The following is an 11775-nucleotide window of genomic DNA, read 5'->3' on the forward strand; positions in this document are numbered from 1 at the left end:
GCCACCATTTAAAAATCAGAATGGTGGTTTTCTGAATTTATCTATTTTCTATTTAAGTGTTCGTTAATGAACTTGACTACCTATCAATAGGTAATTTTTCTATTACATTTTTAGCGGGGTATTCCAACGTTCTTCTATTTTGAAAAATTTCCAGATGATATAAGAAATTCCCCAAGAGAACAAGAACAATCCCACTAATAGATAACCAAGCCAGCCAATATCAAGATTTTGCAACCAGTGCCAGGCACCATCAGAAAAACCCATTTTTTCCGAAAAAACTTGTGCTAGCTCAATCATACCTATCAAAATTGCAGCAACAACCGATAATGCTGTAATCGTTAGGTTGTAATATACCTTCCGTAACGGGGTAGAAAATGCCCAGCGATAGGCATTTGTCATAAAAACACCATCTGCCGTATCCATCATACTCATTCCTGCAGCAAAAAGGATGGGTAAAGCTAAGATGCCTAAAATCGGCAAAGAGGTTTTAGCTGCACCAGCTGACAGTGCTAATAAAGCCACTTCGCTGGCCGTATCGAATCCTAAACCGAATAAAAAGCCTAATGGATAAACATGCCAGCTTTTGCTAATAAATTTAAATAGAGGTCCAGTAAAACGTGCGATAAACCCACGATTTAGCAGTAAATCTTCTACTTCTTCTTCATTATATGTACCTTTACGCATATTCAAGAAAACTTTCTGTAAATCAAACAGGATAACTGCATTTAAGATGCCAATTAATAATAAAAAAGTTCCTGAAACAATTGTCCCAATAATTCCGCCAATATCCTGCCATTGTGGTAATTGTTTTTGTGCCCAATGAACCGAAATTGCAAGTACTACCGCCATAATAAACACCACACTAGAATGCCCTAAGGAAAAATAAAAGCCAACTCCTACGGGATTCTTCTTTTGTTGGACTAATTTTCTCACTGTATTATCTATAGCGGCAATATGATCAGCATCAAAAGCATGTCTCAAACCTAATGTATAGGCAAGAAATGCCATACTAAACAAAATAGGTTGATTTCGGGCTCCAACAAACAAAAAGACTAGACCAATAATATGTAATAAAAGAACAATAAGACCATATGGCAACCAACTTACCTTTTTAAGTTTTTTCGGCACACAATTCACTCCCATTTGTATAATTTTTCTTATAGACAAATTATACCATGGTGTTACAAAAGTAATTAATCGTAGTACAGAAAAAAATGCCAAAAGGGTGAACATTTATGTTCATCTAAATGAAAATGAGTATGACGAAATCCATACTGAACCTATTCAGCCCTACTATCTCAAATTCTACTAAAACTCTGACAGATGTTCTTTAATGTGTAAAGTCTAGCTGATAATAGAAATAAATCATCGTAGTGATTTTGAACATATTCTTCAATAATACCGAATCCTTCCTTAAATCTATCAACTAAGTAATAAGTATACTTTTCATCCCAATCAAAATGGTTAATTCGTAGAAGTTCATCGGCAAGTATTTGAAATCTAAACTCCTCAATAAGCAGTTTAATTTGATACAATTTATCTGAATTAAATTTAAAGCTGTTATGATCAGCTACACTTTTATTGACGAATTGAATAAAACCATTCATATGTTCAGCCAACATATTTGCTTTTTGCATCTCGAAGTTCATTTTCTCTCCTCCTCAGGTGACCATTATCTACTAGTAGATAATATGTTATAAATAGCCCTTATAACACTAGCAATATATTTATTCCTCAATTCATTTTCCTATGTGGATTTACCTTCAAGCAAGAAAAAAGGGGCAGTTATAATTTAAACTGTCCCTCTCGTTCCCATTTTCTATAACAATTTTTAACCATTATCTTAACTGTATGTTGTCTTCATTCCTTAAGGCGAGGTTTAGTAGGATCACAGTTTGGTGGCTCAAGATTCGTAGATTCTGCTAACTTCATTAGATAATAACATTCTTCACGGAGCATATGATCAGCCATTAACGGGGCAAATGTTCCCAGTGCTTGCTTACTTAGCCTCAGTTCTTCAATTTCATTTAGAAAATTTTGAAAAAGTTTTATTTCTAACTGGGTATCCAAATTCATTTTTGACAAAGCCGGAAACTCCGTCAAACTAGTTCTTAAATACCCTGCTAGCTCAACAGCTTTTAGATAAAAAGCTTCAAAATTCTTCGTAAATGAATCACTTTTTTCCCTTAATTTCTTTTCAACACCATCTAAATTGGTATAAATAGCATCTGAATGTCCAGCGGCATCTAGCAGCCATAAAAGATGATGATGGAGTTCATGATAAACAGGCGGGACTTCTCCAGCTTTTAAATGATTTAGAATTCTTACATATTCCTCCAATTCATTTACCATATGATTAATAAAAGTAGGTGAAAGATAAATTTTGATATTCCCAACAAGATGTTTTCTGATTAACTCTAATTTAAAGTCCCGAAATTTAATAACCTCTAATTCCGCTTGATTTGTTAACTGCATTAGTTCGGTCGAGTTTGCCTGTTCCAAAAGTGTGTCAAATACTTGAATGAAATTTGAGGCCTGTGTAATTTCCACTTTTTGGTCAGGTGCCAAAGCTTCATAAATAAACCTAGAATGATCACCTAGAATTTGAAGCCAAAAGCGATGTTCAAATCTTGCTGTCCTTTCAAAAACCTCATTCATATTAGTTCCTCCTCGAAAAAAATACACAAACCACTTAATGTTTATTCATCTTAATGAGGTCCTATGTACAAAGGAGGTAAAATTCTCATGAAAGAAGTAAATTTCGCCCAAAATAAAAAGGCTTAATGAAAAATTATGGAAAAACATTTTCTATTAAGCCTTATATATTGTACCTTTAAGAAAGAAGTCTGGTTTTAAACCTTATCTAAGGAATTTTTACGTACCTTTGTCGAATTTCCTTCTACTAATGTTGCAGGGAAAGACACTTTCTTAATGGTACTCTCGCCATTAATCATTTCTAATAACCTGGTAACAGCCGTTTTTCCAATCTCATTTGCCGCTTGTCGCAAATGTGTAAAGGTCCAGTCGCACACACTTTTCTCTGGTTCGTCGAAACAAAGAATCGAAAGGTCATCCGGCACTTGAAGCCCTAACTGCTCAGCAGCCCTATGTACCAATATAGCTATTTGATATTCGAAGGCGAATAAAGCTGAGATTTCAGGATTCTTCATTAGATACTGCTTAATGATATCAATATCTTGTTCCGCAGTTGCTTCAGGATGTGGAAGTGTGCTCTTTATTTCCGTACACCATAATTCATGATTAACCCGCGAATTTCGTTCCGCATAGGCTTGAACTACTCCATTGAATCGATCTTCAATTGTCGTGGTCTCAATTGTCCGTGGTGAAAGAACACCGATATGCTCATGACCTAGGCTAAACAAGTATTCTACGCCCATTTTAGCTGCCTGAACATTATCGGTTGATACCGCTGTAGCGCCCACCCCTTTAAATAATCGGTCAATTAAGACAAACGGAAATTGATCCACGACCATTCTCAAAATTTCTGAACTGAAGTGCTCTGTCCGTGCTGGAAAAATAAGCATCCCGTCCACACCGAATTCAAGTAGCTCTTTAATATATTTCTCCTCTTTATCCGGCAACCCAAAAGATTGTTTTAAAATGACTAGACACTGATCTTCCGAAGCATATTCAATGCTTGAAATTAGCTTAGAACTATAACTATCATCGAAACTGGTCACGATGAGTCCTATCAACGGTTTTTTTAAAGATGATGCCAACGGATGTTTCTTTTCACCACTTACTTGAGAAACATATGTCCCTTTACCTTGCTTGCGGTGAACAAGTCCAACCTCTACTAGCTTGCCAAGCGCCTTCTTACTCGTAATTCGACTAATTTGATAGGTATCAGATAATTCTTTCTCTGATGGGATGCGATCACCCGGTTTATACTTTCCTTCCAAGATATCCTTCTTTAATGTTTGAAACACTTGCTCATATAAAGTTGTAATTGTAGCCACCCCAACATGTACAGGATCTTTATCAAGAAGGGGAACTCCCCCTTCCTGACAAGCATATTATTTTACCTCAACAATAAAAGTCTTTATTTCATATGGATTGAGGTCGAACACAAATGGTTTATTTTCTATTTTTTCATTAATACTTCTTTCTAACAAATCACATTCCTGCCAGGTTAAGATGTTCAAATCACTCTGAATCGCTACCCTACCCCTAGCCCCGGAGAATTCATGTAAGCGAAGAAGTAGTTGATTACTATCTTCCCTCTTTTTCACCGCATCAATCATGACATTCTGCTCATTGACGGAGAACAGCGAAGTCCGCTCGGAATGACCTTTTGTATATGTTAATGGATTATTTAATGCCCATGCTTCCTGAACGGTTCCCCCCTCATACCAACTATCAATATGGGGAAGTAGTGAATACGTAAACTGATGCTCACCTTGATCTGCTTCTGTATCAGGGTAGGTCGCCGATTTCAATAACGTTAGCCTCATCACATTCTCTTTAATATCATGACCGTATTTGCAATCATTCAATAAGCTGACACCGTATCCTCTTTCTGATAAATCCACCCACTGATGACCAACGGTCTCAAAGCGGGCATAATCCCAGCTTGTATTCCAATGGGTAGGCCGCTTTACATTGCCATACTGAATATCATAGGTAGCTTCAGTCGCCCGAATATCAACTGGAAATGATGTTTTCAATAGTTGATCCTTTTCATGCCAATCAATTTTTGTATTAAAATCAATTCGTGGGTTATTGGCATACACCATCATCCTCTGAGTAATTGTTGAATTTCCATAAGACCAGCCAAATTCAATCACACAACGAATGGGACCATTTTCAATCACACGACATCCAATCAAATTGGTGATTTCTTTCATTTTTTCTTGATAATAAATATCAATGTCCCATGCATCATATTGCATCGGCTTGTCTTCAAATACTTGAAGCACATTCCCCCATTTATTTGGAGCTAAAACGTTGCGTTTATGTCTGCGATCAAAGATCTTAGTTAGCTGACCGTTCTCGTTCCAGGTTAATTCATAATAAGGCGTTGTTAGGTGATGATCTAAAACTTCAAAGGAAGAAGAATGATGACCCTTCTCTTCTTCATATGAAATGGAACTCTTACCAAGTGATGGTACCTGTTCCACATTCACTAGCCAGACACCATTGCCAACACGCTGGGATTCCAGCAGCTTCCCGGTCTCATCTTTCCAAATAAGTTCCTTTTCAGAAGTAGTCTGTATTTTCACTATATCATTTCTGTCCCATGAGGATGAATTAAATATTGTGAAATCTCTCCGACTATTTTCGTTAATAACCAGTGATTGAGAAGCATTTTTCCATTCATTAGTGGCCAGCTGATGTGCCTCAGCATACTCTATTTTGCTGTCTTCATATACTTCTCTAATCGAAGAACCTGGAATAATATCATGGAATTGATTGCGCAGGACAATTTTCCAGCTATCCTCTAGTGCTTGGGCAGGATAGGCTGACCAGTTTCCTGCTAATACACTATTTAATGTATTCAACCACTCAGTTTCACGAAGCAGCAACTCCATTTTACGATTCATTCTCTTATTATAAGCTTGGCTTGTGTAGGTACCGCGATGATACTCGAGATACAACTCCCCATCCCATGTATGAACATATTGATCGGTTTGATTCACGGTCTCGTGAAGTCGTTTGAAATAGTCATCAGCCCTGCCTGTTTTCACTGACGGCAGGCCAGGCATTTTGTCCAATCGCCTCCGCATTTCTAACATCTCTCGGTTCACACCGCCCCCGCCATCACCATATCCATAGGAAAGCAGTAATTCCTGATTGACGGCCTTATCTCGGTAAGACTCCCAAATTCCTTTTACCGTACGTGGGGTAATTTTTCCATTATAGGTGTAAAACCAATATTCATCTTCCGGTGTCGTCACAAAATGGGTTAGAATTTCCGTTCCGTCAATCCCCTTCCACTTAAAGGTATCGTGTGGCATTTTATTGAACTGACTCCAACTAATTTTTGTCGTCATGAACGTTTTGATGCCAGACTTAGCTAGGATTTGTGGAAGGGCCCAACTGTAGCCAAACACGTCAGGTAACCATAAATACTCACATTCCTTTCCAAAGTTTTCGCGGAAGAATTTGGTCCCTAACAATAATTGACGGACAAGAGATTCACCGGAGGTTAAATTGCAATCTGCTTCTAGCCACATCCCACCTTCCGTCTCCCAACGACCTTCTTGAACTCTTTTTTCTATCTGTTGAAAAATTTCCGGATAATCCTTTTTAATATAATCATATAATTGTGGCTGGGTTTGCAAAAAAACGTAATCTGGATATTGCTCCATTAAGCGAAGGACGGTAGAAAAGGACCGCGCGGCTTTTTCTCGTGTATGCCGTAATCGCCATAGCCACGCCACATCAATGTGAGTATGTCCAATAGCTGTTACTGTTACGGGATAATTCTTAGGAAGCTTTTCTATTCCTTCATTTAAAACAGCCTGTGCCTGATTAACGGTATCATAGAAACTAGGAGAACCAGGGGCAGACCAATCAATAAGATTAAACGCCTTATTTAGGACGGATAATAATGTTTGTCTTTCAGGCTGTGTTTCCACCAAATATTTGACAGTTTCAATAGACGCCTTTGCAGTAAAATATAAATCATCTGTACTTTCATCAAGGCATGCCATGTATGCCTGTTTCAATTGATGCTCCTGAATCGTGGGAGTTCCGCCTCCTTCAAGCCCTGACCAAAGCCGGAAAACCAACTCAATCTCATTACCTGCCAAACTCCCGTCAAAAAATACTTCTTGATGGTTCATATCCACCCCCTGATAGGGTTTACCATTTACATAAAGCAACGATTCAAATCCAGAGTTATGTCCCCCACCGGTTTTACCGAAATCAAATACGCCAACAATTTTTTGGTTTTCCCATTGAGCTGGAATCATAATTGTCGATTTCAACCATATGTACTTATCACGGCCTTCCCACCGTGAATGAATAGGCATCAGTTCCCATGAATCGTCTTCAGGTGGTCTTTGACCTACCTGACCTTCTTCATCCTGTTGTGCCAAAAAAGACTCGACCGGCTGCACGTCTCGATAACGATAAGTGTTTAATTCCTCAATCCTTTTTTCTAACTTCTCTATAGTCCAAAACATATGAAACACTCCCTTTTCTGATTATTAGCCCTTCGATGCGCCACCAAGGCTAAAGCCCTGAGACATAAAACGCTGTGAAAAAATATATAGCACCACTGCTGGCAGTGTATAAATCAGCGAAAACGCTGCTAATTTCCCGTATTCAACCATTCCATAGTTTCCAAAAAACTGAAAAATTGTGACAGAGGCCGGAAAATTTTCTGGTGTTTGAATCAAAATGTATGGGACGAAAAAATTCCCCCAGCTCCCTGAAAAAGTAAAGATGGCCACGGTACAAATACCAGGGATCATTAATGGAGCAACAATTCGCTTTAATCCTTGCCAGACTGATGCACCATCAATCCATGCCGATTCTTCTAATTCGAGGGGAACTGCATCCATAAAATTCTTTAGCATCCAAATCGCATAGGGCATACCTGATGCTGTTAAAAATAACACGGTGCCGATTAAGGAATCTTGTAGATTCATATAAACAAAAAGCTGGTAGACGGGTACCATAACCGCAGTAATCGGTAAGGAAGTCATAAACAACACGGTATACATAAACGGTTTTTTAAACTTCAATGCATAACGGGACAGCGGATAGGCAGCCATTCCAGCCAAGATCACAACAAGTACTGCCTGACCAACTGACAGAAATAACCCGATGGCAAAGGACCGCAAAATAGCGGGATCTTTAAGAATCGAAGTGAAGTTCGATGTTGTCAAGGAGTCAGGTGTCTTCAACGCCTGCTGTGCATTCGGATCAATAGACGCAACAGCTACCCACAATAGCGGTAACAGAAACAAAATTCCTAAGACAGTTAAGATGACATATGGCATGATTTTCTCTAATTTGAAACGGCTCATTTAACTCCCCCTTTAAATTTTGACCTTTAGGTATTTCATATAAATGAGACTAGATACAATTCCAATTAAAAGTAAAATGAGAGAAATAGCCGTCCCATAACCAAGCTGGTAATTCACAAATGCCTGATTATACATAAAAATAGGCAGTGTTTGTGTATCTGTTCCAGGGCCGCCGCCAGTCATGGCGAAAATCAGCGTAAACACCCCTAAGGTCTGTAGGGTGACGAGAATCATGTTTGTCACGATTGAACCCTTCACCATTGGCAGAACAATTTTTAATAAAATTTGAAGTCTAGATGCACCATCAATTTTCGCTGCTTCTTCAACACTTTTCGGTACGTCGTCAAGTGAAGCCTGGAACACAAGCATCGAAAAAGCTGTCCCGTGCCAGATATTCGCGATAACCACACTAACCATCGGAAAGGTGAACAGCCACGCTACAGGCTTTAATCCAATAAATTGAAAAATCATATTTAATGTTCCGTTATCACTTAAGAAGGTCACCCAACAAAAGGCCACGACAATTTCTGGAGTGACCCATCCAGCGATTACGATAATACCAATAATCCGGCGAAATGATTTGTTTCTTTCTTTCATTAACACCGCTAGAATAAACCCAAGTACTTGTTGACCAACCACCGCTGAAAATAACAGAAAAACAATCGTATTCAACATACTAATACGAAAATTCGGATCCTGAAACATGGTAGTAAAGTTCTGAAATCCAATAAATTCGAGACTTTTCGCCTGTGAACCTGTTAATGACAGATTCGTAAAAGCAAAATAAAAGGTTAATAGAATAGGTCCGACAAAAAATACAAGCAATATAATCCAACTTGGCAATAAAAAGAGAATTGATCGTAATAAGATATGATCTTTTTTCTTTTTCTCCTTTATTTCATTTGCTGGTGACAATTCTGCATTTGTTTGCATTTCACTCACTCCACTCCGCAAATTGCCTGCTTTCTCCCTACGTATAGGAAGAAAGCAGTATTCATTACTTCGTCATCACGTTCTCTTTCCCAACAATATCCGTAACATTTTCTTGATACTTTTTAGCTGCCTCAGAAGGTGAAAGTTTGTCTGTTACGACATCCTCGACAAGTGATTGAATTTGCGTAGAGACATTCGGATATTTATCAACTGCTGGTCGGAACTGAGCATCTTGCAATAAGTCAGTTGCCTCCTCAAACATTGGTATTTTTTGATATTCTGGATCTTGTGCGACATCATCACGAGGTGTTAAGCTGCGGTCTCTAAGTAGAAGGGATAAGTTTTTTTCTTTGCTAGATGCAAATTTTATAAATTCCCATGCTAAATCCTTATTTCCTGAATTTTTCGGAATCGAAAATGCCCAACCACCAGACATTGTCACACTACCAGGAGCATCGCCATTTTCAGTTGGCATGGGAGCAAAGCCTAACGTTTCAAAAGCTTTTGGCCATGGGGCAGCTCCTGTCTCTTGCCAGTTACCTGTTTGCCAGATTCCATCAATCCCCATTGCTAGCTTTCCTTTTGGCATCAATTGTTGATAGGCCACACTACCACCTTGTCCATTTAACACTTGAGAAAGCTCAGGTCCGAGATCTTCTTCATACACTGTATCGATAAATTTAAAGGTATTTACAAGGCCATCACTTTTGACGATCCATTTTTTCGCATCAAAGTCATATAGAGGGGTTTTTGTTCCATATAACAGCATTTCAAATGTTTGCATGGATGTGGCTTCCCCAGTGGCTTTGCCTGAGTTCATCCAAATCGGAACGACGTCATCAGATAATTTCGCTTTAATCGTTCTTGCAGCCTCTAAAATGTCTTCCCAGGTTTTTGGTTCCCACGGGACAGGAAGCCCGGCTTTCGCAAATAGATCTTTGTTATACCAAATTCCACGTGAATCGGTATTATATGGTACCCCGTATACCTTACCATCCTCAGCGATTACCCCTTTTTTCACATTTTCAGTGAATTTACCCCAATCTTCCCAATCCTCCACCTTATCATCTATCGACTCTAAATAGCCTGCACTTGCATCTGAGTTAACCATGAAGGTATCCTCGGTAACAAGATCCGGTGCTGTATTCTTGGATTTGAGCATCAAAGCAATCTTTGCGAAATAGTCCCCTTCTGAAACATTGAGTGGAGCAAGCTTGATCTTGGCATTTGGATGTTCTTTTTCAAATTCTGGGATGACCTCCTTCTGGAGCCAATCCTGTAATCCTTTATTCGTGCCCCCACCAGAACGGAAGGTGATACTTATTTCTTCTTTTTTCCCTTTTTCGTCAGAGGAAGCGTTTTCATTTGAACAAGCGGAACTGACTAACAAACTGGCTGCAATCAGTGAAAAGGCAGCAATCTTTTTAACCTTGTTTATTTTCATTAAAACCTCTCCCATTCAGTTTAAATGATTGATACAAAGTAATACCCCTCGTTAAGCGCTTTCATAAAACATAAAAAAATAAAATCACCTTTCATTTCTTGGACACTTGAATTAGTTTCTTCCTCACCTCCAAATCTTTTAATATATGTAAACTTGGTACATGATTAATTTAATTGATATATTGTCATATGTCAATATATTTTATTGATTTTTCAGAATATTAGCCTTAAGCAATTGAAAGAAAAAAACTCTTACATAATAAAAAAATACGTAAGAGTTTTTATGGCCCTAAAGTAATCTAATACTTTTATAAAATAGGCGAAAGTAGGCGGGAAATTCCCTCCTTTAATTTTATCATAATCGATCTTTCTCGATAGCGTTGAGGAGTAAGTTCTGTACTGACCTCACTATCATAAAGAAACATATCATGAAGTTGTTTTGTTATTTTTTCATCATATACGATTGCATTCACTTCAAAATTCAACCTGAAGCTCCGCGAATCTATGTTCATTGTTCCTACCGAAGCTACTTCTTGATCTACCACAATCGTCTTGGCATGTAAAAAACCATTATTGTAAAGCAGAATTTTTGCTCCATACTTCAATAGGTCTCCAACGTACGCCCATGACGCCCAATAAACAAAGGGGTGATCCGGTTTATTTGGAATCATAATGCGTAAAATCAACGCCAGATAGAATGGCGATTTTACATGCATCCATAAAACTAGTATCTGGAATAAAGTAAGGGGTTTGAATATATACACTCTTTTTCGCAGACGTTATAAGTTTAATGTACATATTCTTTAAGTGTTCCACTTGTGAATTGGGCCCGCTTGATATAATTTGAACAGGACTCATTCCATTGTGACTGTCCATTTTAAAGGAGAAATCTTCGTAGTTTATCTTTTTGTATTTTCCCGCTTGATACCAATCCAAAATAAACCTTCCTTGTATATGATTAACAGCTTCTCCTACCATTCTAAAATGAGTATCACGCCAATACCCAAATTTCTTATTGGTACCAAGATACTCGTTACCAACATTAAATCCTCCAATATAAGCGATTTCCCCATCAATTATACAAAGTTTTCGATGATTTCTATTATTAATACGAAAATTCACCAGTTTAAGAAGTGAGGGAAAGAAAACCTTGTGTTAGCTTCCGGCCAAAAAAGATATAAATTAGAAAACCTAGAATTGGGACAAAAAATAACACCATTAACCAAGCCCATGTATACCCAATGTCTCTTCTTTCAAAAAATAAAACACCTGCAGCAAGCATTGTGTTGAGAACCATTATAATTGTCACTATTAGTGTAATTAAGCTGCCAATTTCCATTTAATTATCCCTTCGTTACTTTTTCATATTGCCGTTTCATTTTAATTTTAAAACTATAAA

8 protein-coding genes and 1 pseudogene are annotated in these 11775 nt (G+C 38.0%); all 9 read right to left on the bottom strand.

Translation table 11 applies throughout. The features are described 5' to 3' along the window. Positions 1-102 precede the first annotated feature (102 nt). The gene (locus TY15_RS09845) at positions 103-1128 is read right to left on the bottom strand and encodes a HoxN/HupN/NixA family nickel/cobalt transporter (RefSeq protein WP_392391398.1); all 1026 of its coding nucleotides are present in this window, start codon (positions 1126-1128) and stop codon (positions 103-105) included. A 170-nt stretch (positions 1129-1298) separates the two neighbouring features. Then, complete coding sequence (locus TY15_RS09850) at positions 1299-1649, bottom strand: hypothetical protein (RefSeq protein WP_040209675.1); 351 nt, start codon at positions 1647-1649, stop codon at positions 1299-1301. Between the two features lie 211 nt (positions 1650-1860). Next, positions 1861-2658 (bottom strand): DUF2935 domain-containing protein, encoded by a 798-nt coding sequence (locus TY15_RS09855; protein WP_040209676.1) that lies wholly within the window; start codon positions 2656-2658, stop codon positions 1861-1863. A gap of 194 nt (positions 2659-2852) precedes the next feature. Continuing rightward, complete coding sequence (locus TY15_RS09860) at positions 2853-3980, bottom strand: GntR family transcriptional regulator (RefSeq protein WP_040209677.1); 1128 nt, start codon at positions 3978-3980, stop codon at positions 2853-2855. Positions 3981-4037: 57 nt separating this feature from the next. Next, positions 4038-7151 carry an alpha-mannosidase gene (locus tag TY15_RS09865; RefSeq protein WP_040209678.1) on the bottom strand — a complete coding sequence of 1038 codons (3114 nt, stop codon included), beginning with the start codon at positions 7149-7151 and terminating at the stop codon, positions 4038-4040. Positions 7152-7175: 24 nt separating this feature from the next. Continuing rightward, a complete protein-coding gene (locus tag TY15_RS09870) occupies positions 7176-8000 on the bottom strand; it encodes a carbohydrate ABC transporter permease (RefSeq protein WP_040209679.1) in 825 nt (274 codons plus the stop codon). A gap of 12 nt (positions 8001-8012) precedes the next feature. Next, complete coding sequence (locus TY15_RS09875) at positions 8013-8933, bottom strand: carbohydrate ABC transporter permease (RefSeq protein WP_040209680.1); 921 nt, start codon at positions 8931-8933, stop codon at positions 8013-8015. A 64-nt stretch (positions 8934-8997) separates the two neighbouring features. Next, entirely contained in the window at positions 8998-10377 is a 1380-nt protein-coding gene (locus tag TY15_RS09880; RefSeq protein WP_040209681.1) for an ABC transporter substrate-binding protein, read from the bottom strand. Positions 10378-10684: 307 nt separating this feature from the next. Next, positions 10685-11715, bottom strand: a pseudogene (gene cls / locus TY15_RS23560) (cardiolipin synthase). Positions 11716-11775: the final 60 nt, after the last annotated feature.

Origin of the sequence: Neobacillus jeddahensis (genome assembly GCF_000612625.1) — a bacterium.
Classification (GTDB): domain Bacteria; phylum Bacillota; class Bacilli; order Bacillales; family Cytobacillaceae; genus Neobacillus; species Neobacillus jeddahensis.

Coding starts and splice junctions, on each gene's coding strand:
- TY15_RS09850 (WP_040209675.1), bottom strand. CDS start 1,649: ATGAACTTCGAGATGCAAAAAGCAAATATGTTGGCTGAACATATGAAT.
- TY15_RS09855 (WP_040209676.1), bottom strand. CDS start 2,658: ATGAATGAGGTTTTTGAAAGGACAGCAAGATTTGAACATCGCTTTTGG.
- TY15_RS09865 (WP_040209678.1), bottom strand. CDS start 7,151: ATGTTTTGGACTATAGAGAAGTTAGAAAAAAGGATTGAGGAATTAAAC.
- TY15_RS09870 (WP_040209679.1), bottom strand. CDS start 8,000: ATGAGCCGTTTCAAATTAGAGAAAATCATGCCATATGTCATCTTAACT.
- TY15_RS09875 (WP_040209680.1), bottom strand. CDS start 8,933: ATGCAAACAAATGCAGAATTGTCACCAGCAAATGAAATAAAGGAGAAA.
- TY15_RS09880 (WP_040209681.1), bottom strand. CDS start 10,377: ATGAAAATAAACAAGGTTAAAAAGATTGCTGCCTTTTCACTGATTGCA.